Annotated in this window: 6 protein-coding genes; 4 read left to right on the top strand and 2 right to left on the bottom strand. The window is 72.0% G+C overall.

All coding sequences use genetic code 11. From position 1 onward, the window contains the following. Positions 1-6: 6 nt before the first annotated feature. The 4 genes from PPSIR1_RS24990 (at position 7) to PPSIR1_RS25005 (ending at position 5,727) form a co-directional block, all read left to right on the top strand. Positions 7-1,449 carry a serine/threonine protein kinase gene (locus tag PPSIR1_RS24990; RefSeq protein WP_006973961.1) on the top strand — a complete coding sequence of 481 codons (1,443 nt, stop codon included), beginning with the start codon at positions 7-9 and terminating at the stop codon, positions 1,447-1,449. Continuing rightward, positions 1,446-2,276, top strand: coding sequence for an amidohydrolase family protein (locus tag PPSIR1_RS24995; protein WP_006973962.1), 831 nt, complete (start codon positions 1,446-1,448; stop codon positions 2,274-2,276). Before PPSIR1_RS24990 ends, PPSIR1_RS24995 begins: the two co-directional genes overlap by 4 nt. Then, positions 2,273-3,931, top strand: a complete 1,659-nt coding sequence (locus PPSIR1_RS25000; RefSeq protein WP_006973963.1) for a dihydroxyacetone kinase subunit DhaK — start codon at positions 2,273-2,275, stop codon at positions 3,929-3,931. Before PPSIR1_RS24995 ends, PPSIR1_RS25000 begins: the two co-directional genes overlap by 4 nt. A gap of 194 nt (positions 3,932-4,125) precedes the next feature. Further along, the gene (locus PPSIR1_RS25005; RefSeq protein WP_006973964.1) at positions 4,126-5,727 is read left to right on the top strand and encodes a hypothetical protein; all 1,602 of its coding nucleotides are present in this window, start codon (positions 4,126-4,128) and stop codon (positions 5,725-5,727) included. Between the two features lie 71 nt (positions 5,728-5,798). Here PPSIR1_RS25005 and PPSIR1_RS25010 read toward each other — a convergent pair whose 3' ends face one another. Together PPSIR1_RS25010 and PPSIR1_RS25015 are read right to left on the bottom strand one after the other, a co-directional pair. Then, positions 5,799-8,360, bottom strand: coding sequence for a nucleotidyltransferase family protein (locus tag PPSIR1_RS25010; RefSeq protein ID WP_006973965.1), 2,562 nt, complete (start codon positions 8,358-8,360; stop codon positions 5,799-5,801). A 53-nt stretch (positions 8,361-8,413) separates the two neighbouring features. Beyond that, positions 8,414-23,215 carry a Tc toxin subunit A-related protein gene (locus tag PPSIR1_RS25015; RefSeq protein ID WP_006973966.1) on the bottom strand — a complete coding sequence of 4,934 codons (14,802 nt, stop codon included), beginning with the start codon at positions 23,213-23,215 and terminating at the stop codon, positions 8,414-8,416. Positions 23,216-23,705 lie beyond the last annotated feature (490 nt).

The following is a 23,705-nucleotide window of genomic DNA, read 5'->3' on the forward strand; positions in this document are numbered from 1 at the left end:
TCCCCCATGGCCCGTCCAAACACCGACGAGACCCTGGTCTCGACCGACTCCATCGCCGGGAGCTCGGCGGACTATGGCGGGCTGACCCTGGGCAAGCGCGTCGGCGGCTACCTGGTGATCGAGCGGATCAGCGGGCGCGTCGACGAGGCCGCGGTCTACTCGGCCTACGACCCCCGGGCCGATCGCAAGGTCGCCCTGCGCCTCATCCACCCCGTGGTCGCGGCCCACGAAGAGAGCGAGGCCGCGGCGGCTCGGGTCGCCAAGCAGGTCGAGGCGCTGAGGACCATCCGCCACCCCAACGTCGCCGCCGTCCTCGACCACGGGACGATCCTCGGGGTCGTCTACGTGATCACCGAGTTCATCCCCGGCCAGACCCTGCGCGCGTGGCTCGACGCCGACGAGGCCCCCTCCCTGGCCGCGCGCATCGCCTGTATCCGCGGCCTCGCGGCGGGGCTGCACGCGGGCCACGAGGCGGGCGTGCTGCACCTCGACGTGCGCCCCGAGACCGTGCTCGTCACCGCGGAGGGCCAGCCCGTGCTCGTCGGCCTGGGCCTGAGCCGCATCGCTCGCGCGGGCCACAACCAGGCCGCGGCGTCCATCCGGGTGCGCCGCGTGGCCGCCCAGGACGCCAGCGCCGACTCCCTCAGCCAGCCCCTGGTCCGCGACGGCGAGCGCGTCGGCGTGCCCGCCTACCTCGCCCCGGAGCAGTACGCGGGCGTCCCCCTCGACCCCGGCGCCGATCAGTTCTCGGCCTGCGTCACGGCCTACGAGCTCCTCTACGGCGAGCGCCCCTTCGCCGGGCGGACCATCAAGGCGCGCATGCTCGCCATCGAAGAAGGCCGGGTCCGCGACCCCCGGCGCGGACCCGCGGGCAAGGTCCCCGCGTGGCTGCGCGCGGTCTTGCTTCGCGGCTTGCAGCACGAGGTCGAGGCGCGCTGGCCCAGCCTCGACGCCTTCGTCGAGGCCCTCGACGCCGGCCTGACCCGGCCCCGGCTGATGGCCGCCGGCCTCGCCGTGGGCGCGACGGTGCTGGCCGCCGTCGCGGCCCTGCTCGCCCCCTCCGCCGCCTCGACCAACCCCGCGAGCCCCTCGAATCCTGGGGCCGCCCTGCCCCCGGAGCTCGAGACCCTCACCGCCAGCGTCCGCGCCGACGAAGACCTGCGCAGCGCCGAGGCGACGCTCAGCCTCGCCCGCGGCCTCGAGCTCGAGCAGGCCCTGCCCTGGTACGCCCTCGCGGCCAGCTTCGCCGACGACGACCCCGCCCTCGTAGCCGAGATCGCCCTCGCCCACGCCGGCGCCCTCACCCAGCTCGAGCGCCACGCCGAAGCCCGCGAGCACGTGCGCGCGGCCCTCGACGACCTCGCTCCGGACGCCCCCGCCCGCGCGAGCCTCGAGGCCTGGCTCGCCGAGCACCCCGACGCGCCCCCCGACGCCGCGACCCCGCCATGACCATCATCGACGCCTGGCTCCAACACCCCACGCCCGCCTTCCTCGCCGATCCCATCTTCGCCTCGCTGTGGCGCTGGATGGGCGTGAAGACCCCGCCCAGGCAGCTCCCCGTCGAGTTCACCCTCGCGGCCCTCGACGCCGCCGGGATCCAAAAGGGCCTGATCTGCGCCTGGCACGGGCCCCACGGCGCGATGATCTCCAACGACGACGTCGCGGCCCTGACCCAGGCTCACCCCGAGCGCTTCATCGGCGTCGGCTCCGTGGACCTGCGCCACCCCATGGCCGCCGTCGCCGAGATCCGCCGCTGCGTCCGCGAGCTCGGCTTCGTCGGCATCCGCGTGCTGCCCTGGCTGTGGGAGCTGCCCCCGGACCACCGGCGCTACTACCCGATCTACGCCGCGTGCGTCGAACAGGGCGTGCCCTTTTGCCTGCAGGTCGGCCACACCGGCCCGCTGCGCGGCTCCGAGTACGGCCGGCCCATCCCCTACCTCGACAACGTCGCCCTCGACTTCCCCGAGCTGACCATCGTCGGCGGCCACGTCGGCTACCCGTGGACCGAGGAGATGATCGCCCTGGCCACCAAGTACGAGCGCGTCTACATCGACACCAGCGCCTACAAGCTCTCACGCCTGCCCCCGCAGCTGGTCCACTACATGCGCCGGCACGGCCGCAAGAAGGTGCTGTTCGGCTCGAACTGGCCGATGATCGCCCCCAAGGACTGCCTCGCCGCCCTCGACGAGCTCGGGCTCGACGACGAGGCCAAGGCCCTGTTCCTCCACGGCAACGCCGAGCGCGTGTTCGGCCTGGACGCGGCGGCGGGCGCATGAGCGAGGCGGTCAAGCGCTTCATCAACGGGGCCGACAGCATCGTGACCGAGGCCCTCGACGGCCTCGTGTGCCTGGGCCACGATCGCGTCCGCCTCGACGGCTTCCCCCACGTCAAGGTGGTGCGCCGCGCGAGCCTCGACCCGGCCAAGGTCGCGCTGGTCTCCGGCGGCGGCGCGGGGCACGAGCCCGCCCACGCGGGGCTGGTCGGCGCGGGCATGCTCAGCGCCGCGGTCTCGGGCGAGATCTTCGCCTCGCCCAGCGTCGAGGCCGTGCACGCGGGCATCCTCGCCAGCACCGGACCCGCCGGCTGCCTGCTGATCATCAAGAACTACACCGGCGACCGGCTCAACTTCGGGCTCGCGGCCGAGCGCGCCCGCGCGGCGGGGCTGCGCGTCGAGGCGGTGATCGTCGCCGACGACGTCGCCCTGCCCGACGCCGTCTCGGCCCGGGGCGTGGCCGGGACCGTGCTCGTGCACAAGATCGCCGGCCACCTCGCCGAGCGCGGCGCGAGCCTCGAGCAGGTCGCGGAGCAGGCCCGGGCCGTCGCCGGAGAGCTGCGCTCGATCGGCCTGAGCCTCGAGACCTGCACGCTCCCGGGGCAGCCCAAGCGCGCGCGCCTGGGTCCCACCGAGGCCGAGCTGGGCCTGGGCATCCACGGCGAGCCCGGCCTCGAGGTCATCGCCCACCGCAGCGCGCGGGAGCTCGTCGCCCAGATGCTCGCGCGCCTCGAGCCGACCTTGCCCGCGGACGATCGGCCCCTCGCCGCCCTCGTCAACAACCTCGGCGCCGTGCCCCCCATCGAGATGAGCCTGCTGACCCGGGAGCTGCTCGTCTCGCCCCTGGGCCAGCGCGTGACCTGGGTCGTGGGCCCGGCCCCGCTCATGACCTCGCTGGACATGAACGGCCTGTCCATCTCGCTGCTGCCCCTCGACCCCGAGCGCCTCGAGGCCCTGCGCAGCCCCAGCGACGCCCCCGGGTGGAGCCCGATCCGCGAGGTCGTCCGCGAAGGTCGGGTCGTCGCCATGCCGGCGGGGCTCGGCGCACAGTCGAAGGAGCAGCCCTCCTCCGACCCCCAGACCGAGGCGACCCTCGCGACGATCCTCACCTGCCTCGAAGGGCTGCGCGGCGAGCTCGACAGCCTCGACGCCAAGATCGGCGACGGCGACACGGGCTCGACCCTGGCCAAGGCCGCCGCGGCCATCCGCGCCGACTTCGAGAGCCTGCCCTTCGCCGAACCACCAGCCTTGCTCGCCGCCCTCGGCCGGCGCCTGTCGACGGTCATGGGCGGAAGCTCTGGCGTGCTCGCGTCGATCCTGTGCACGGCCGCCGGCGAGGCCATGGGTCGAGGCGCGAGCTGGGTCGAGGGCCTGAGCGCGGGCCTCGAGCGGGTCATGGAGTACGGCGGCGCGCGCCCGGGAGACCGGACCTTCGTCGACGCCCTCGCGCCTGCTCTCGACGCCCTGCGTAGCGGCGCGGACTTGCCTGCAGCCGCGAGCGCGGCCCGTGCCGGCGCCGACCAGACCGCCGCGATGACCCGCGCCCGCGCAGGACGAGCGGCCTACCTCAGCGCGGCGAGCCTCGAAGGCGTCGCCGACCCCGGGGCGGTCGCCGTGGCGGCGGCCTTCGAGGCCCTCGCCGAGGCCACGCTCGCATAGCGGCGCAGCGGCGTCGCCCGAGTGCCAACCAGACGACCGGTCTGGTAGACACTCGATGCACGCCGAGGCTAGAGCGCCCTAATGCCAACCGACTCGGGGTGTCCTGATTCGAGCGGCCGGAGGGCCGATTTCAATACGACAGTGGTCGGAATATTTTTATGTGGACACTCCGCCCAGTTCGGCGACCTCCGGGTATGACCACTCCACGTTTCACCTCTGTTCTCCCGGCGCTCGTCCTCCTCGTCGCTGCCTGCGGGGCCGAAGAGGACGACGCCAGCTTCCGCTCTGGCTACACCACCAATACGACCCTCGACGGCGGCGACGACGGCTCGGTCTGCGAGGGTGAGCCCGGCCCCGTGACCGACGTCAACCCCCGGCGCTCGCTGTTCGAGACCAACCCCGACGCCCTGTCCGGGTTCACGATGACCGCTGTCCTCGACGCCATCGCCGTCAACAGCGGCCTCGTGTCCCAGCCCTCGGTGACCCACGACCAGTTCATCGACACCTACAACGAGGCCCCCGGCCTGGGCTTGGGTGCCAACTGCGACGACGCCCTGGCCTTCGACGGCACCCCGGGCCTCAACGGCTTCCCGCACATCTGCCCCCGCGCCGAGGGCAACCACATCGGTGACATCGAGGGCTGGTTCCCCATCGCCGCCGTCAACCGCTTCGACCTCGCGCCCTCCGACGGCTCGCACTGCGGCGAGGCCCGGCTGGTCATGGCGAACAACTCCGAGCGGCGGATGTTCACCATCTTCGAGGCCCAGATCCCCAACCCCAACCCCGGCTGTGGCATCGACGCCTGCGCCCCCGTGCAAGAGTTCTGGGCCGAGCTGTCCGAGCAAGACAACCCCAAAAAGCGCGCCGAGATGCTGCGCCTGGCCTTCATCGACGGCGCGCCCAGCCTCGAGGCCGAGGGCTTCGGGCCGTTCATGAGCCAGCAGAACCTGACCTTCGGCACCGGCCAGGTCCGGACCAACAACTTCGACGACAACGACTTCATCTGGACCCTGCGCGAGTTCAAGGTCGTGCCCGTGGGCAAGCCCTCCCTGTCGGCGGAGTTCGGCACCAAGCCGCCGGTCCAGGCCGTGGCCCGCATGGTCCCCGTGCCCGTCGCCGCCAACCCCTTCGGCGAGTACTGGGACGACGACGTCCCCGGCCTGCCCAACCACAAGGCCTGCGTCATGGCCCTGCTCGACACCGTCGAGCACCTGATGGTCGACGACGTCAACCTCATGGGCGTGTCCGTGCCGACGGAGTGCCTGGCCGCCGAGAGCCCCGCGACCAACGTCCAGCGCTACGCCCAGCAGCTCGCGGGCCACGACGCCCTCGCCAAGGCGATCGACGCGCGCATCCACCAGATCGACCCGACCAGCACCCTGACGCCCGCGGACATCGCCAACCGGGCGGCCTTCGCCGGCGGCTGCATCGGCTGTCACCAGCAGACCAACGGCATCGACCTGGGCAACGGCGTCCAGGCCCCGGTCTCGGGCTTCTTCGTGCACACCTCGGAGACCAACACCCAGGACTGCGGCGACGGGACCAGCTGCTTTAGCATCTCGCCCGCCCTCGAGGACGACTTCCTGCCGCACCGCAAGGCGGTCATGGACACCTACCTCAGCGGCGGCCCCTGCTGCGACGAGCCGGGCTTCATCGACGTCGACGCGGAAGAGGCCGTGCCGCTGAGCCCCGACGAGCCCATCCCCCTCGCCGAGCTCATGCAGGCCGAGGCGGACGCGAAGGCGGCCCAGTCCCCGACGACCATCGCCGGGACCCCGACCGCGCGCTCGCACTGAGCCCGAACGGCGAAGAGCCTCTCCCACGACCTGCGCGGGAGAGGCTCTCGAGCTTCTCGGCCCTTCGCCGCTCAGCCGAAGATGCGCTCGATGGCATCCCGCGCGGCCTGGCGCGGGTTCGGGATCGCGTCCGTCGGCGGCAGGTTGCCGAAGATCTGCTCGGCCAGCTTGATGGCGTCGACCTTCGAGGTCTTCATCCGATCGACGAAGCGCTTGAGCACCCGGGGGTCGGCGGTCTGCGAGTGCTCCACGAGCCACTTGAGGGCCACGCCCACGTCGGCCGCGTCCGCGGGGTTGAAGCCCTTGCCGATCATCCGCATCCAGCGGGCGACCATCACCGGCTCGGCCCCGAGCACCTCGTCGGGCGTGCCGGCGACGAAGCGCAGGGTCGAGCTGGCCAGGTCGGCCAGGCCCGTGCCCGTGGGGTCGACCAGGGCGTCGCCGTCGATGTCGTAGTAGACGGCGTTGATCGTGAAGTCGCGGGCGAGGGCGTCGAGGTCCAGGCGCAGCGAGGCGTCGTGGCCGTCGTGGGTGCTGATGATGTCGAGGCCCGTCTCGATGTCGGCCTCGACCTGGACCGAGCCGAAGGGCACGTTGCGGCGGATCGCCAGGTCGTTGGGGTCGTTGGGGTCGGCGTTCTTGCGCGCCAGGCCCTGCTCCACGATGGCGTTGAAGCTGTCGATGGCCGGCATGGTCGACGCGAAGTCGATGTCCGCCGGGTTGAGGCCGCGGAGGATGTCCCGGGTCGCGCCGCCGACGATCCAGCTCTTGAAGTTGGCGCCCTTGATCACGTCCGTGAACTGATCGGCGGTCAGGGTGCTGTCGGCCACGGGGCGGGTCTTGAGCGCCCGCATCGCCGCGCGGGTGTCGTAGATCATCCGCAGCACGGGGTCGGCCGGGCGCGGGCCGTTGTCGAGGTCGGCGAAGGCGACCGTGCGCGACTGCCAGTCCTGCGCCGCGAGCGGGCGGACGTCCGCCTCGGTCAAGCTGGCGAAGTCGTTGGTCACCGCCAGGGTCTCGTTGGCGTCCAGGGTGTAGAGGGTGTCCGGCGCCCCCCCGCCCTGGTCGCGCAGCAGCACGCGGCCCAGGCCCTCGGCGGTGTAGCCGTAGAGGTAGCCGTCGACGAGCGAGCCGTCGGGCTTGGCGATGCGCACGGCCTGACCAAAGCCCAGGTTCCGGTCGCGCCCCAGGGAGCGGGCCAGGTCGCCGACCTGGGTGCTCGGGGGGAAGTCGTTGACCGGCGTGGGGATCTTGCGCAGCTCGACGCCCACGCCCGCGAAGTTGAGGTCGACCGTGGTCGGCGCGGCGTTGGTGTCGATGGGGTCGGTCTGCGGGTTGATGCCCTCGAGCATCCGCATGGTGTCCCAGTCGAGGGTCACGATGCGCGCGTTTTGGCCGTCGCGGCGGGCCGTGTCCAGGATGTCCGCGAGCTCGAACAAGCTGCCCTCGTCGAGGCTGCCCTGGGCCGCGGTGTGGGCCTGACGGATCGCGGCGAGGATCCGCTGGTAGTCGGCCGTGGTCCGGTCGGGGATGGCGATGGTCTGACCGACGAGCTCCGAGCCCTGGCGCGCCAGGGTCTGCAGGGAGATCGAGGTGTCGACCCCGCGCAGCTGGCCGAGCACGTCCGCGCCGCGCAGCAGGTCCATGCGGCTGGGCAGGCCCGTGCGATCGAGGGGCAGGCGCTCGAGCACGGTGCGCACGCCGACGGAGTCCGTGTAGTTCGAGCCGAGCCGGCGCAGCAGCGGCCCCCGGAGCCCGCGGGCGTACTGGGCGACGTCCTCGAGGATCCCGTTGAGGGTCGTCGCGTTGGCCGGGTTGAGGTTGCGCAGCAGGGTGTGGACCTGGTCGCGCAGCCACGCCGCGTCGCGGGCGATGGCGAAGGCGCCGCCCGGCGGATCCAGGCTCGTGTCCTGGTCGTTCTCTGGGGTCAGCAGGGTGTCGGCCGCGAGCTGGATGCGCCCCCAGGCCCGCGCCGCGTCGCCCATGACCATGACCGTGCCGCCGCCGAGGGGCTGGGGGTTCCCGCCGGCGAGGTTCTCGACCATGGTCTGGATCCGCGAGGGGTGGACCGTGTCGAGGGCGTCGGCGATGGCGTCCCGGGTCGGCCCGACCCCCAGGGCGTTGGCCAGGTTGTCGAGGTTGTCCGCGGTGATCCAGCCGTCGCGCAGGGCCCGGACGATGGCGTCGTCCGACGCGATCTCGATCTTCTGGTTGTCGGCGGCGGCCTGGTTGTGCTGTTCGATCCCCGCGACCACCCGGGCGATGGCGGCGAAGCTGTCGTTGGCCCCGGGCTGGATGGTCAGGCGCAGGGTCGTGGGCGCGGCCCCGCCCCGCTCCTGGCGCAGGTCCGCGAGCATCGCGTCGATGTTCGCGTCGTTGTTGCCCAGCGAGCTCCACAGGGCGTGGCGGCGGTTGGCCACCGTGTCGTTGACCAGGGTCCAGCGCACGGTCGTGCTCTGGCCGTAGTCGACGCCGGTCGCGTCCCGGGCGACGCCGTCGCCGAGGATGGTCTGGACCGCTGGTGGCAAGCGGTCGGCGTGGAGCGCTGCCCGGCGGCGAGCCGCCGCCTGCTGACGCTGGCGCTGTTGTTGCTGCTGGCGGCGGTTGCCGAGTTGGTTGTTGTCGCGCGGCATGATGAGCTTCCTAGTCGGTGTTCGGAGGTGAAGTCTCTGAGGTTCGGTTCGGGTCAGCGCACGGCGGCGCGGTAGCTCATGACGAGCACGAGGTTGGACAGGCGGCCCCGATCCCCGCGGACCCGCAGGGTCACGGCGGCGCCGCTTTGGCCGACGCGCAGGCCGGCGGTGTCGACCATGCGCGACTCGGGCAGGGCGATGGACTCACCCAGCTCGAGGCTGGCCGTGACGCCGCCCGTGCCGCTGGCGTCGAGGGCGTAGTGGGCGAGCACGGAGCGGATCCGGCTGCTGGCCATGTTCGGGAAGTGGGCCGGGCTCAGGGGCAGGACCAGGGTGTCGGCCAAGCCGTTGCGGAAGCGCTGCCAGGCCTCGGGGAACGCCGCCGCGACGTCGAAGTGACGCAGGGCGTCGTAGGGCTTGAGCTGCCCGCGGACCTGGGCCGCGAAGGCCTCCCCGCCTTGCAGGGCGGAGTAGCGCAGGTCGATGGTCACGTCCTTGATGGCGGAGCGGTCGTAGCTGCCGACCTTGCCGCCCAGCTCCAGGCGCCAGCGCGACACCGCGCCGGTGCCCTCGAAGGGCAGGTAGCGCTCGCTGTCGAAGCGCAGCTCGAACAAGCCGTTGTTCTTGTCGAACTTGTCGTGGTGCGAGAGCGCGATCTGCTGCTGCGACTTCCAGTTGCTGCGCAGCGACACCGGGGCCTCGCCGCGGGCGTTGAGCAGGAAGTTGACCGCCTTGGCGTCGGGGTGGAGGACCGTGCGGTTGGTCAGCTGGGTCAGCGTCGCGTTCACGGTCACGCCCTCGCCCGCGTCGAGGACCAGGGCGATGGTCTTGATCTGCCGCCGGTAGTGCCCGGGGAAGTCGTAGTCGAACAGCGCCTCGCTGAGCTCGAACTCGCAGGCGCCCTCGGCCTGGAGCTTCAGGAAGGCCAGCGGGTCGAGCTCGAGCAGCGAGACCTGCTTGCCGATCTCGAGCCGGCGCGCGTCGCCGTGGGTGTAGGCCGCCTCCATGCGGTCCAGGTCGAGGCCCAGGGCGTCGCCCGCCGTCAGGCCCTTGCGCTGGCTGTCCCAGTGGTGCCCGCGGACGAACTGCACGTCCTGCACGGGCGCGCCGGTCTCGAACTGGTAGGCGCGCTCGGCCGCCCGGGCGTAGTCGAGGGCGAGCTTGTAGGTCTGGTAGTAGAGGGTCGACAGGCGGTCGGCCATCCACTGGTAGAGCTCTTGCTTGCTGAACTTGCCGCGGTAGAACTCGTCCACGGCCCGGTTGTGGGCGATCTGGCGCTCGACGATGGCCAGCTCCTGGCTCGCCGAGGCGATCGCCGCGTCGGCGCCGACGAGCTGCTCGCTGATCTGGTTGGCGTCGTAGGCCGCCAGATCTTTTTGCAGGCGCCACTCGTCCTTCATGCGCTCGTGCTGGCCGACGATCCCGAGGATCTCGCCGCCGATGCTCAGGCCCTCGGCGACGCCCTGGAGGATCTCGGCGAGGGCGTTTTGCGAGCGACCGATCTGGTCGCCGCCGCCCTTGACGCCGAGGTTGAAGGGACCGGCGTAGCCGTCCGGAGCCGCGCCGCCGAAGGCCGCGATGATCCGGAAGATGGCCGACACGGCGTGGGCCGCCACGGACCCCGCCATCAGGCTGAGCTGGGCGATCTCGAGGGGGTTGAGGCCCTTGTCGAGCCAGTCCTGGTAGACCTCGCCGCGGCGCTGGGCGTTGAGCAGGCCCTGCTGGAGCCCGCGCTTGTTGGCCTCGGCCTCCGCGATCTGCAGGCGCCGGACCTCGACGGTCATGGTGTGCAGCTCGCTCTCTTGGCGGACCTGGAGCCGGCTGAGCTTCTCGGCGTCGCGCTTTTCGAGGGTCGCCAGCAGCTCACCGCCGAACTGCTGGAGCTTGGACACCAGGCCCTGGGCCCGATCCATCAGGAAGCGGAAGCGGTAGTGCGGCACGCTGACCGGACCGACGCTGGCGACGGCCCCCGCCACGCTCGCCCCGCCGGCGACGGCGGACACGATGGCCATGGGGTCGATGGGCGGCTGGAACAGCGGCAGGGGCTGCTTGACGCCCATCAGGTTGAGCCCGTGGCGGATCTTGTGCAGGCGATCCTCGACCCGGCCCCAGTAGCCGATCAGCTCCTGGTTCTCCGGCAGGTAGAAGTAGCTGGGCCAGGCGATGGACTGGGGCGCCTTGCCGGCGAAGCTCAGGTCCGTGGTCGCCGGATCCAACCCGCTTTGGAGGTAGAGCAGGAAGTCGTAGCCCTCGCTGGCGTCGCGCAGGGCGGCGTAGGGGCGATCCTCGGTCAGCACGCGCCGCCCCAGGGGCGCCGGGCGCCGACCCAGCAGGTCCCAGGCGAGCACGTAGAGCATGCGCGCCTCGTTGATGCTCTCGCGGGTGTACTGGGAGAACAGCATGTCGCCCCAGTCGAGCAGGTTGTCGATGTAGCGCATCAACAGGGCCTTGCGGTAGGCGATGCGCCGCAAGCTGGCGAGGGCGTGGGGATCGAAGGGATCGTCGAGGAACACGCGCAGCTGGCCGGCCGCGTTTTGCATCGCGGTCCAGGTCATCGCGAGCTGCTCGATGACGCCGACGGTCTCCTCGAGCTCGCGCCGGGCCTCGACGGCCTCGGGCCGCCGGGCGTCGAGGGCGAGCACGTCCCGACGCAGGTCGTCGAGCTTGGCGAGGGCGAGCAGGCTCGCCTCCTCCTCCGGGCTCAGGGCGCGCTCGCCCTGGAAGGCCATGTCCATGGGCAAGAGCGTGGCCGCGATGGCGCGCAGCCGAGCCGCGACGCTGGTGGTGTCGACCGAGGCGCCCGCCAGGTCGCTGAGCCGGCCCTCGATGCGCTCGGCGATGGCCTCGACGTCGGCGGCGAGGAAGGGCAGGAACTTCCAGGTGTCCGGCGCCTCGGTCGGGTCGAAGATGTACTCGTACCAGCGCCGGGCCTCGTCGAAGCGCTGGCTGGTGTTGAGCGACTGCGCGACCAGGAAGGGCGCGTGGAAGAAGATCTCCCAGTAGTAGATGCCGTTGGCGCTGCTGAAGTCGAGGTGGGTCCCGATGGGGTGGGAGCCGATGCGCGCCGGGTTGAAGCGGATCGTCTCCGAGGAGGAGTGATCCGGGGCGAAGCGCGGGAGCTCGTCGACCTCTTGCGAGCGCAGGGCGAGCAGGCCGTCGAGGCCCCCCGCGAACAGGCGCTGGTTGAGGGTCGAGGCCGTCGCCGTGGTCAGGCGGACCACGTCGTAGCGCACCGTCGAGACCTCGTAGGGCTCGGTGTCCGCGTCGGTGAAGCGCAGGTAGTGGTCCCCGCGGAACAAGGTCAGCACGCCGCCGGCGTAGAGCGCCGCGTCGACCCCGTCGTGGAGGCTGGCGGGTAGGTTGCCCCACGCGCCGTCGATGGCCCGGACCAGCGAGAGATCCCCGATCGCGTCGCCGCCCGGGGCCTGCAGGTAGTGGTCCCCGATGAACAGGTAGAGCTTGCCGCGCAGGCGCACGGCCGCGTCGATCGCCGCCGCGCCCCAGACCTGGTCGACGCTGCGCGCGTCGGGCTGCCAGCTGGTCATGCCCTCACCGGCGGTCAGGCGCATGAACTGGTTGTCGCGGAACACGTAGCGGTGCCCGCCCACGGTGACGTCGACCTCGGTGTTCTCCTCCTGGACGTCGGGGAGCGCCGGGTCGAAGTGCCAGCCGCCCCAGCTCCAGCCCCAGATGCGGTGCCACGGGTGGTGGATCCACTCGACGTGGAGCTCGCCGTGGCCGAGGTTCAAGCGCGCCTTGAGGGTCACGCCGCGGTAGTTGTTGCCCTCGTCGATGTCGAACACGATGGTGTTGCCCGAGACCGTCGCCCCGCGCACGCCGAGGTGCTCGAAGCCCGTGGGCCGCAGGGCCCGGCCGGTGCCGTGGCGCATGTTGACGTCGTGGGCCAGGGCGCCGAGGTGGCCCTTCTTGGGGTAGCCCGGCAAGATGCGCTCGGGCTCGCTGACCGGGCAGCACACGAACACGCCGTCGCCGACGACGTAGAAGTCCTCGCCGATGACGAAGGCCGCCCGGACCACGCCGAAGCGCGCCAGCTCGAGCTGCTTGGGGTAGCCCACGTCCATGAACCGGCCGAGCTGCCCCGCCTCGTCCGCGGTGTAGCGGATCAGCTGCTGGCTGCACACGAACATGTGCGCCTGGCCCTCGACCCAGGCCGCGTCCACGCCCCGGGCGAGCATCTGGTTGTGGATCAGGCCCCAGCGAAAGGCGTTGCTCTCGCGCTTGGTCAGGTCCGTGGCGAAGGCGTGCTCTTGCCCGTCGAAGTAGCAGGCGTTGCCCTTGCCGTCGGCGTTGTCGAGCGCGGCCGAGAGCCCGGTCCACTCGGGCAGGCCGTCGGGGTTGCCCGCGAGCGGCTTGGGGTAGCCCTCGTCGCACAGCTCGTAGGCCTCGCCGGAGTAGCGCACGTACTCCCCGTCGCAGACCAAGAAGGTGTGCTCGCCCCGGCGCAGGGCCGCGTCGACCCGCTGGTTGCGGACGATCGCCGAGGCCTGCGTGCCCCAGAAGGCGCCGATGTTGCGGGCCGTGTCGCGCCAGGCGTCGACGGCCTTGTCGATGATGTCCAGGCTCAGGCCCTGGCTGGGCACGGTGATGAACTCCGAGCCCGCGAACAGGTAGAGCTCGCCGTCGAGGCCGAGCATGGCCGCCGACAGCACGCGGCCGAGGCTGATGAGCGAGTCGCCCTGCTGCAGCGAGCGGGAGTCCTTGCGCCCAAACACGAACTCGCGCTCGCCGTGAACGACCACGGAGCGGGCGTGGGTGAGCTCCGCGGCCGCGGCCGCTTCGTCCTGCCCGCGACCCCGACCCCGACCCCGGCCGCGACCGCTCGACGCCGCGAACTCGATGACCTCGGTGCCCTCGAGCTGGAAGTTGCGCCCGTTGTCGGTGTGGATGACCGTGCGCTTGGCCTCGGTCAGGACCACGTCGATCTTCATGTCCTCGTAGGCCTCGTCGTTGTTGGTGCAGCCCAGCTCCGCGAGGATCGCGAACAGGCTCTGCGCCTTGGGGTAGCCCGCGTCGCTGGCCGCGTAGCTCGAGCCCGTGTAGCGCAGGTAGACCTTGGGCCCGACAACGAAGGTCTTGTCGCCGACGGTGAAGCCGGTCCGGACCGCGTTGGCCCGCCCGCTCGCCGTGGTGAAGTCGTTGGCGCCCCGGCCCCAGCGCTCGCCGATCGGCGTCGTGGTGGTCAGGTCGTCGCTGCGCGCGCTGAGGCCCTGGCCGAAGTACCAGACCCGGCCCTGGGCGTCGGTGAACGCCGACTCGATCTTGGACCACTCGGGCAGCCCGTCGGCGTTGCCGGCGAGGGTCAACACGCCGACCTCGTCGGCGAGCAGGGTGCCCTTCGAGTAGCGCAGGTACTCGCCGCCGAGGGACATGTACATCTTCCCGTCCTGCCACCAGCTCGCGTCGAACTGGCCGCCGCGGGCGATGGAGTTGTCGATGTGACCCCAGCGCCGGTACACCGGCTCTTCGGTCATCGAGCCGTCGGCGCCGATCTTGGCGTAGGCGCCCGCGGCGTTGTGGAACAGGTAGGTCGAGCCGTCGGTCGACTCGAGCCCCGCGTCCACGCCGTCCCACTGCGGCAGGCCGTGGAGGTTGCCGGCGAGGGGCTGGAGGGCCATGGCCCTATCGTCGAGGGAGGCCACGGCGGGCTTGCACAGGAAGCTGCCGCCCTTGAGGTGGAAGCTGTACCAGGGGCCCTCGGACGAGTCCGCGGCCGAGTTCAGGCGCACGACCTGATCGGGGCGCTCGCTCGCGGCGAACAGGCTCGAGAACAGCTCGATGCCTGCGGAGTCGCTGGGCGGGCGCGTGGCCGGGCGGGTCTCGAGCGCGGAGGTCAGCGAGGCGTTGCGGCGCACGACCTGACCGCCGGCGCTGTAGCTGAGCCCGACGATGATGTTCTCTTGCTCCTCGGCGCCCAGGTGCAGCGAGCGCTCGACCACGAGCTGCACGCCGTCGATGGACCGGCCCTCGACCACGGACAGGCCGAGCTTCTGGGCCGGGATCCAGCGCAGGTTGAGGTCGTAGTAGGAGAAGTAGACCTGCAGGCGTCGGCGGGTGTTGACCGTCGCCGAGGCCTGGGATCCTCCGCTGACATCGTTCGCCCGGATCGAGGTCGAGCTGCCCTCACCGGTCTCCAGCTCGATCTGCGCCCAGAACACGAACAGCCGGCCGAAGGCGTCAACGGGGTAGACCCGCGGCGAGTCGATCTCGACGTCGAGGGGCTGCCACGCCGCCCAGGTCGCGTCCTGGGTGCGCCCGCGCAGGAAGGTCGCGGTCCGGTAGTAGTAGCGCTTGGGGTCCGTGCCGGTCTGGCCAAAGAGCACCAGCTCGCGGTCCGAGGCGTCGTCCCGGCCCTCGCGGATGTAGCCGCCCGCGATCGTCAGGCTCGAGACCTCGGTGTACTCGTCGAGGTACTTCTTGAACACCTCGGTCGAGCGCTGGTCGTTGATCTCCCCCTGGAGCAGGTCGTCCTGCAGGGTCATGAAGCTCGGCGTCCGCGTGTCGCGGAGCTCGGGGCGGATGTAGTTCTCGGGGTGCAGGAAGACCTTGCGGTTGGCCTCCCAGACCCGGAAGTTCTGCATCCACTCCCACTGCCGCTTGAGCTGGGCCTTGGCCTCGGCCGCCGCCGCGACGGGGCTCTGCTCGGCGCCCGCGCGCGGGGTCGGGGCCTCGAGGTTGACCAGGTAGCGGTGCATGTACAGCTGCGTGGCCGCGATCGCCTCCTTGATCCGCGAGGTGTCGAGGGAGGGGTCGACCTGGATGTCGACGAGCAGCTCCTCGTAGAGGTCGCGGGGCTCGGCGAGGGCGGGCTCGCGGGCGAGGATCCACGCGACCAGGGCGTCCCGGCGCGCGCGGTTGTCCGCGTCGAGGAGCTGGCGGCCGATGGTCAGCCAGTCCGCGCCCGGGTAGAGGGTCCCGAGCAGGCGCCGGAGGGTGTCCGCCGCGGCCGCGGGCGCGCGGCTGTCCAGGGGCCCGTAGAGGGGCCGCCAGACCTGCCCGTGCAGCTCGCTGGGGTAGCTGCCCAGGCGCTGGCACAGCTCCATGATGTCGACGACGCGCAGCAGCAGCTCGAGGTCGAACTCGGCCTCGAGGGCCTCCGTACGTCCCGGCCGGTGCAGGAAGGCCCCGCGGCGCACGAGCCACTGAAGATCATCGATGGGCCACTCGAACAGCGCCGCGAGCAGGGCGTAGGGGTAGGTCACGTCGGGCTGGGGCTCGATCAGGAGATCGAGGAAGCTGCCCTCGATGGACCCGCCGGGGCCCTCCTCCGGGCTCAGGGCCTCGGCGACGCCTTCGCGGCGCTCGATGTCCACGGCCCGCCAGATCAGGTGCAGGTCGCGGATCAGGAAGTCGTTGGCGTGGCGCCAGCGACGGGCGAAGGGCTGGGCCCCGATGGCGTCGATGCGCCGGAGCTGCTCGCCCGAGTAGCGCACGTAGGCCTCGCCCCGGCTCACGTAGCGCCGGCCCTCGAAGCTGAACGCCCCGTCGATGCCCGCCTCGAAGTCCACGGGCAGGTCGCCCCAGTCGTCGCGGATCGCCCGCGGGTAGCCCTCGTCGACGGCCTCGGCCGAGGGCTCGGTGTAGCGCACGTAGTGCTCGCCCTTGAACACGTAGAGCTCGCCCTCGGGCCCGAGCAGGGCCGCGTCGATGCGCGGGTTCGGGTCCTGCTCCGTGGCCGCGAAGGGGTTCGCCGGGGTCTGCCACAGCTGCGCCAGGCTCCCGCGCTGGGTCGGGCGCTCGGGCTGCATCGGCCACATGCGCAGGAACTCGCCCTCGGCCAGGAGCAGCACCGCCCCGTCGGCCTCGAGCATGGCGCCGTCGAGCTCGGCGTGGAAGGCCTCGGGCAGGGCCCGGGGCGTGCCGATCAGCGTCGGCACGAGCTGCTCGGGGATCGAGCGCGGGAAGCCGGCGTCGACGGTCTCGGCGTCGTGCTCGGTGTAGCGGTAGGCCTGGTCGCCGCTGAACAGCCACAGCGCGCCGCCTTGGTCGACGAAGCTGGCGTCGACCCGGCCGCGGCGCTGGAGCTCGTTGCGGATCACCCCGAGCTGGCCGAGGGTCAGCGTCCGGGTCAGGGCGTCGACGCAGGCGTAGGCCCGGCCGCCGGCGATCAGGGTGATGACCCCGCGCGTCGCCCAGGCCGCGTCGACGCTGCGCGGCTGGCCCTCGCTACCGGCCGCGATGGCCTCTTCGACGGCCTCGAAGTGGCGCTCGAGCTCCTCGGGAAGGTGGGCGAAGCCCGGCTCCTCGCGCAGGTTGGCGACGAGGCGCTTGGGGTAGCCCGCGTCGACGCGCTCGTAGTTCGAGCCGGTGTAGCGGACGTACTGGTCGCCGCTGAACAGGTAGGTGTACGCGCCGACCACCAAGGTGGCGTCGACGCCCTCGCGCTGACGCAGGCGGTTGTCGATCTGACCCCAGCGCGCCTCGATGTCGTGGAAGCTGCCGGGCAGCTTGGGATCGCTGGCGTCGCGCCGGTAGGCGAAGCAGGTGCCCTCGGCGAAGAACCAGGTCGTGCCCTCGCCGTCCTCGAAGGCCGCGCTCACGGCCTCGAAGTCGGGGTGCCGCTCGGGCAGCCCCGGCCAGAACAGCTCGAGCTCGCGGGGGTAGGTCCAGGTCTGGGTGCTCGCCTCGAAGTGCAGGAACTCGCGGCCGCGGATCAGGAACAGGTCCTCGCCCTCGACGAGCACGGCGTCGACGCGGTCAAAGCCCTGCTCGACGTGGATGCTGGGCAGCTTCCAGAAGCTGAGATCGGCGGCCATGGGCTCGTCGAACTCGGGCTCCTCGAGGGCCTCGTCGCAGTAGCGCTGGTAGCGGAACTCGCCCTCGGCGTTGGGCGCCTCGAGCAGGTAGGTGTGCTCGCCGTGGGTGTAGGCGAGGTGGACGTCGCGCAGGCCGCCGAAGCGCTCGGCGATGGATCCGGCGGGGCCGTCGGCCACGCTCGGCAGCGTCCAGCTCGTGCCGGCGCCCGGCTTGAGGGCGTCGGGGCTGAACTGGAGGTACTCGCCGCCGCGGAACACGAACAGCCGCCCCTCGGGCGAGCGAAGGCCGGCGTCGACCCGCTCGTCCTCGGCGATGGCGTTGCCCGTGCGACCCCAGGCCTGGGCGATGGGGTAGTCGCGCTCGAGGGCGCGGTCCCAGCAGCGGCCGTTGGCGAACAGGTAGGCGTTGTCGTCCTGGCCGAGGAGCACGGCCTCGGGCTGGCGGAAGGCCTCGGGGGCGCCGCGCAGAAAGCGAGGCAGGGCGGCCGGGCGCGTCGCCGCGGGGCCCTCGGGCATCCGCAGGTGACGCCAGCCCTCGCTGGCGTAGGCGATCAGCCGACCCTCGTCGTGGGCGGCGGCGCGCAGACCCCCGCCGACTAGGCCGTCGATCTCCCGGTACCAGTCCGTCGAGGCCACGTGCACGTGGGCCCCGGTGAACACGAACACCTCGCCGCCGTCAGCCCACACGCCGTCGAGGCTGGTGGCCATGGCCGCGAGCGCGGCGTCGTCGAGCTTGGCGAAGCGCGGCTCGTCGCGCAGGGCGTCGAGCCGCTTGGGGTAGCCCTCGTCGACCCACTCGAGGTCCGCGCTGCTGTAGCGGTAGAACTGCTCGCCGCTGAACAGGTAGACGACCTCGGCGAGCACCGGCTCGACCGCCGCCGTGAGCAGCTTGCTGCGCAGCTCGTCCTCGTCCTCGTCGTGCTCCTCGATGACCGGCGTGATCAGCCGGACCGCCGCGTCGACGTGGCCGCCGTCCTGGAGGGCGTTGCGGATCCGGCCCCAGCCGTGGCGCGTGGGCTTGGGGAAGCGGTCGTCGAGGCGGGTGAAGTCGGCGTCGGAGTAGCGCGCGACCATGGGCCCGGAGGCCTCGATGACCTCACCCACGCCGTCGTGGTCGAGGGTGGTCTCCCCGGCCGAGAACAGCCAGGTGTGGCCGTCCCCGTCGGTCACGCCGGCGCTGATCGAGTCGAAGGGCAGGCCCGCGAAGTGCTCGCGGATCGGCTCTGGGTCGGACCACACGCGCTGGTTGTGGTCGAAGTGGATCAGCTGGTCCCCGGAGAACAGGTACACCCGCCCGTCGCCGCCGTTCATGATCCCGTCGGGCGTGGCGAAGCCGGCCTCGGTCAGGGCGAAGGGCAGGTTCCACCAGTTGTCGTCCGTGGCCCGGGGGTAGCCCTCGTCGGCGACCTCGTAGTCGCGGGTGCCAAAGCGCAGGTAGACCGCGCCCTGCTCGACCATGGTGCCGAACAAGTAGGTGCGCCCGTCGAGCACGAAGGCCGCGTCGACGCGCTCGAGCCCGCCCCAGTCGGTCGCGATGGTCCGCGGGTAGCCCTCGTCGGCGTAGCCGGACTCGAGCTCGGAGTAGCGCAGGTACTGGGTCCCGCTGAACACGTAGAGGCGGCCGTCCAGGCCCATGAGCGCGGCGTCGACCCGGCCCGTGTCCTGGAGCTCGTTGCGGACCCGGCCCCAGCGCGAGGCGAGCTCGCCGACGCTCCAGACCCCGTCGTTGCGCGTGCCGTAGTGGTCCTCGCCGAACAGGTGGACCTGGCCGGTCCAGTCGGTGAAGCCAGCGTCCAGGCCCTCGCGCAGGACCTGGGGCAGCTCGGGCAGCCAGCGCTCGAGGGTCGTCGGGTGGCCCTCGAGGGCGCGGGCGTCGACGGTCTCGAGGCTGTCGCCGTGGACGAGCACGTGCTCGTCGTGGATCAGCGCGCACAGACCGTCGACCTCGGCGACGGCGTCGAGGCGGCGCAGCTCGGCGAAGTCGGCCTCGACCCGGCCCCAGCGATCGCGCAGGTCCATGGCCTGGTTGGGGGCGTCGGAGCGGTAGACCTGACCGCCGCGGAACAGCCAGGTGCGGCGCGAAGCGTCGGTGAAGGCCGCGTCGACGAGCCCGCCCTCGCCGCACTCGCGCAGGGCCGCGGGCATGGCGAAGTCGAGCTCCTCGGACCAGTGCGTGGCGAGGGTCCGCGGGTAGCCCGGGTCCACGTGCACGCCGTCGGCGCTGCGCAGGTACTGGTCGTCGATGAACAGGTAGCGGAAGCCCTCGTGGTCGACGAAGGCCGCGTCGACCTCGGTCGGGGCCACGAACTTGCTCTCGACCTTGCCGAGCTCGCGCTCGACCTCGACCCAGCGCGCGTCGTCGTGCTCGCGGGTGAACACCCGGCCGGCGGCGTAGATCCAGTGGTCGCCCTCGGCGTCGGTGTAGGCGGCGTCGATGGCCTCCACGCCCTCGAGCAGGGGCGAGATCAGGGTCAGCGGCTCGGCCGCGGCCAGGGGCGTGAGCGAGTCGACGTCGTAGCTCCACAAGCGCGCGCCGTGGAACACGATCAGCTCACCGTCGAGGTCGGGGAGCAGAGCGTCGATGGTGCTCGCGCCCGCGGGCAGCTCGATGGACTCGGGGAACTTGTCGACCAGGCCCTGCTCGGCGAAGGCCAGGGCGACGCCCCGGTGACCCAGCTGGACCTTGCGCGCGAACGCGGCGAACTGCACGGCGCGATCGAGGAAGCGCCGCAGCCGGCGGTGCTCGGGGATCTCGCTCAGGCTGCCGTCGTCCTCGCGGGCGTCGAGCACGGGCACGAGCAAGGTCGCGGCCAGCTCGCCGTCGCCGACGAGCATGTGCTCGACCAGGGCCTGGGTCTCGCGCTCGGACAGCTCGATGCCCGAGGCGAGGGCCCGGAGCACGGCGAGGCCCTGGGCCTTGGCCACGCCCTCGAGGCTCGTGACCAGGGCGCGGACCCGGGCGTCGAGGCGCAGGGCCAGGTCGTGGAGCAGGAAGAAGACGTCGCGGGCGTAGTCCTCGGAGCCCTCGAGCTCGAAGTTCAGGGCGCCGTTGATGTCGAGGAAGGTCGCGAGGCGCTCGGGCGGGAGGCCGCCGCTGGGCAGCAGATCGCCGGTGTCGACGAGGAGCTCGCGCAGGGCCTTGGCCCCGGCCGCGTCGAGCTCGATGCCCGCCGCCATCGCGGCGGTCAGCTCGAAGCGATCGCGCTCGACGATCTGGCCGTGGAGGTGCGCGCCGATCGCCAGGCGCTCGGCGGCGCTGTACTCGGCGCCCAGCTCGAGGGTCGGCGTCCGGCTGGCGCGCAGCAGCTCGCGGAAGGCCGGGCTGGGCCGACGCTCCGAGTCGAGCTCGCCCCGCGCCTGGAGCGTGGCGATGACGCGCCGGGCCAGGATGTCCGCGGCGAGGGGCCGCAGGTCCTCGGCCGAGACCTTCAGCTCGCGGGCGCGGGCCGTGGCCACGCGGGCCTGAAGCACGGCCTGCACCGCCCGCCGGTGGCGGTGGTAGGGCAGGGCCAGGCGCAGCGCACCAGGGGCCATGGCGAGCACGGCCTGCTTGTCGGCCACGCGCCGGCGGCCGTCGAGGACGCCGTTGAAGATCAGGTTGCGGATCAGCCCGTCGAGCTCGGCGGGCTCCATGCCCAGGGCCTGGAAGTCCCCCGCCGACACGGTCACGGGCGCGGCCAGGAAGCGCTCGCGCCGGGCCTCGAAGAAGGCGCGCACGGTCTCGGTCTCGGTCTCGGCGCCGAGGCCCAGGGCGAGCTTGCAGCGGTAGCGGCCGCTCTCGTCGAGGTACTTGCTGGCCTGGGCGACGCGGCCTTGCTCGTCGATCTCCCCGCGCAGGCGCATGTTGGCGAGGATGGCCTCGGCCTCGGCCTTGGGGATGTTCAGCGCGAGCAGGTCCGAGAGGTAGAGCTCGATCTCGATGACCTCGGGCGACTCGCCGGGCTTGGCGGCGGCCTTGGCCAGGCGCGCGAGGGCGTCGAAGACCGCGGGCCCGTGGCGGTCCAGGGGCGCCTCGACGACGAAGGCCCCGAGCGCCTCGAAGGCCTCGGGCAGCACCGCCCCCTCGAGGTCGAGGGTGCCGTTGCGCAGCAAGCTGACATGCAGGAGCTCGGCCAGGGCCTCGCCCAGATCGAGCTCGGCGAGCTCGGCGGCCTCGACCTGATCGAGGCCCTCGACGCTGTCGAAGGCCCACTCCCGGGCGGCGTCCTCGTCGAACAACACGAGGCCCGGATCGGCCTCGGCGAGCAGGTCGTAGTCGCCCTCGAGCAGGGCCCGGTGGGCGCGGCGAGCCGCCCGGGCCCCGAGCTCCTCGCCGGTGAAGGCCGCGGCGTTCAGGGCCGTGGGCGCGTAGGCCTCGAGCAAGCCCTGGCACAGGGTCAGGCGCGCCTGGGTCGCGGCGACCACCCGCGGGTCCGGGTTGCGGTCGGCCTCGAGGGCCTCGAGATCTTCGGCGACGGGCGGCGGCAGGCAGATGTCGACGAGGTCGGACACGCCCAGGCCCGCGGCCTGAGCCCAGGTCCACACCGCGACCACGGTGCGCAGCAGGTAGGTGCGCTCGGCGACGCTGCCGCTCTCGAGCACGCGGTAGAGGTCATCGTCGACGAGGGCCGCGTGGTCCTCCTCGACCAGGCCCAGCGCGCCCAGGCCCCGGAGGCTGGGATCGGCCGCGATCACGTCGAGGAGCTCGAGCAGCTCGAGCACCCCGAGGTCCAGGAGCTCGGCGATGCGGGCCGCGCGATGGAGCAGGGACAGGGCCAGGGGCCCGAAGGCGCCGGACAGTCGGGACGCGCGCCCACGCGTCGCCGCGCGCTCGCGCAGCGCCTCGACCAAAGACTCGAGCTCGGTGCTCGACAGACCCAGGGCGCCCTGGATGCGCACGCGGGCGGCCTTGTTGCCCTCGAGCAGCAGGTCGCCCTGGACCTCGACGGGGACAAACTCGGCGTAGGGCTCGGGCACGTAGGGGTGCGCGCCGAGGAAGTAGGCCTCGGCCAGCTCCGCCGCCGCGCCGTTGAAGACCCGGTCGAAGGGGCTGTCCGCCGTCGCCACGACCGTGGTCTCGTCCAGGACCAGGGGCGCGTCGTCGCCGAGATCGTCGAGCTCTCCGAGCAGGGAGCAGACCGTGGCCAGATCGATCTGCCAGCGCCCCGCGAGCTCGCGGACCACGGCCAGACGCCGCAGCGCGGCCCGGTCGAGGCGGCTGTCGCACACGGTCCGGAGCACGCGATCGAGCTCGCGCAGGCTCAGCCCCGTCCACATCGACAGGCGCAGCAGGCGGTGCGCGCGGTCCAGCCAGCTCGCCGGCAAGGGCCCCGGCTCGACGCCGCCGCCCCACTGCAGCCGGGTCTGGGCCGCGTCGAGCTCGGCGTAGCCGCTGGCCTCGCCCGCGTTGACGAACAGCTCGCCCGCGGCGCTGCGCTCGGTGTTGCCCTGGGCGTCGAGGGCCGTCTCGCTCAGGCCCAGGTGCAGGAGCTCGCGCAGGCCGCTCGCGTCGATGTCCGTCGCCGCCTGGAAGGCGTCGAGCTGCGCGAGGCCCTGGAGCCCGGCCGCGTCGGCGAGGCCGTAGGCCCGGGCCAGCTTGGCCGGATCGGCGCTGCGGTCCTCGACCAAAATAGCGACCTGAGCCTCGGACAGGCCCAGGCTCTCGCGGGCCAGGGTGTCGGCTTGGGGCGTCGGCGTCAGCAGGCGGTAGAGCTCCCCCGGGGCCGCGCGCAGCAGGGCCAGGAGCTCACGCAGGCGCGCGTGGTCACGGTCGAAGGGCAGCGGCAAGGGGTGCTCGGCGGACGCGAGCACGGCCTGGGCGTCGGGCTGCTCCGAGAGCCGCACGACCCGGGCCTCGAGCACCTCGTTGACGATGCACAGGTAGGGCAAGAGCGTGAAGCTGTTGTCGGCGTCGAGGTTCAGCGCCCGAATGTCGGGGCGGCGGACGAACAGGTCCGTGGTCTCGAAGCGGTCCTCGATCAGCTGCAGCAAGTCGGCCAGGTAGGCCGCCGGCGAGAGGGCCGAGCGGCCGGGCTCGCCGGGCTGGAAGTCGAGGGCACCAAAAAGGTCGCGGTAGGTCGGGAGGGTCGGACGGTTGCTCATGGCGTCAGCGCTGCCGGAGTGGGAGGACGATGGACCTCCACGCCCGCGCGGCGCGAACCGTGCACATGCGCGAACCGACCACGGCGAGGCCGTGGGCGCGAGGTGCCATCATCGGCGAAACCTCGCTGGTATCGGCGAGGCGAACAGACGGTAGCAAGTCGAGAGTGCCGACCGAACGAAAATCCATTCACCGCTTCCAAACATTTCGCCGACGGTGGCCCATCTCGCGTTTGGTTCGCGAGTCGGGCCACCGTATCCACATGGCCGTGGGAGCCCGAATTACAGGTATTGCCTAAAAAACAAATTGCTCGAAATACCTGCTCGACTCACGCCGAAACCCCGTCGAGAGAGGGTCTGTAACCTCAGCGTCGCGTCACATTTGGCTTCCCGATTCTCACATTCTTTCTCAGTGCGCCGCGACTGACTGTCACCCTTCGCCAGCTCGCGCAGTGTCAATGACATCAGACCTAATGGTTACGGCAAAACTCGT

Source organism: Plesiocystis pacifica SIR-1 (assembly GCF_000170895.1).
GTDB lineage: Bacteria > Myxococcota_A > Polyangia > Nannocystales > Nannocystaceae > Plesiocystis > Plesiocystis pacifica.

Excerpts from the sequence above, each read along its gene's own strand:
- PPSIR1_RS25000 (WP_006973963.1), top strand. The coding sequence starts at position 2,273 with ATGAGCGAGGCGGTCAAGCGCTTCATCAACGGGGCCGACAGCATCGTG.
- PPSIR1_RS25015 (WP_006973966.1), bottom strand. The coding sequence starts at position 23,215 with ATGAGCAACCGTCCGACCCTCCCGACCTACCGCGACCTTTTTGGTGCC.
- PPSIR1_RS25010 (WP_006973965.1), bottom strand. The coding sequence starts at position 8,360 with ATGCCGCGCGACAACAACCAACTCGGCAACCGCCGCCAGCAGCAACAA.
- PPSIR1_RS24995 (WP_006973962.1), top strand. The coding sequence starts at position 1,446 with ATGACCATCATCGACGCCTGGCTCCAACACCCCACGCCCGCCTTCCTC.
- PPSIR1_RS24990 (WP_006973961.1), top strand. The coding sequence starts at position 7 with ATGGCCCGTCCAAACACCGACGAGACCCTGGTCTCGACCGACTCCATC.
- PPSIR1_RS25005 (WP_006973964.1), top strand. The coding sequence starts at position 4,126 with ATGACCACTCCACGTTTCACCTCTGTTCTCCCGGCGCTCGTCCTCCTC.